Origin of the sequence: Gluconobacter sp. P1D12_c (genome assembly GCF_018812105.1) — a bacterium.
In the GTDB taxonomy this organism is placed as follows: domain Bacteria; phylum Pseudomonadota; class Alphaproteobacteria; order Acetobacterales; family Acetobacteraceae; genus Gluconobacter; species Gluconobacter oxydans_A.
On record NZ_JACSIQ010000232.1, the window covers coordinates 1 to 557 of the forward strand.

The 557-nt window shown below is 50.0% G+C and carries 1 protein-coding gene; it reads right to left on the bottom strand.

The features are described 5' to 3' along the window. Positions 1–58: 58 nt before the first annotated feature. Positions 59–557: hypothetical protein (locus KP705_RS21740; RefSeq protein WP_215765033.1), on the bottom strand; the 499-nt coding region annotated here is incomplete at its 5' end.

The following is a 557-nucleotide window of genomic DNA, read 5'->3' on the forward strand; positions in this document are numbered from 1 at the left end:
ATATGGAATCGTTCGTTAGTTTTCATAATTTTCCTCCTTCTATAACTTCAAGATTAAATCACGGATTTGGTATTGTAGAAAGTTCTTCTTGTGTAGCACGACTACCTACTTCAGCAACGTGGCGGTTCATGTAGTAGCGGACAAGACCCGGCCCTCGCATACCGGCTACCTTTTCGCGCTCGGAGAAAATCGCACCGAACTTCACCAGTTCATTCATGATGGCTGTAACTTCGTTGACCCGAATTCCGMCTTTTTCGGCGATTTCTTCGCGGGTTAGCATGATCTGTCCGGTATGTGGGAACAGGTGGTCGAACAAGAGCGTCCAGACGTCCACGGCCTTCATTGGACGTTTACTGTTCTTCATTAGCCACAAGGTGACAGCACGGTTCTGTGCGGGACGGATCATAACAAACGGCTCCGTTGTTCCGGGGGCTGGGGTAGTAATGCGTTGAACGGTGACCATGACCCGGCCAAGGGCATCATGGTCAAAATCGGGATTGTCAAAAAACGGCAAAAGGGCTTGGCGAACCTGTTCGGCCTGATCTTCACGAAGCCGA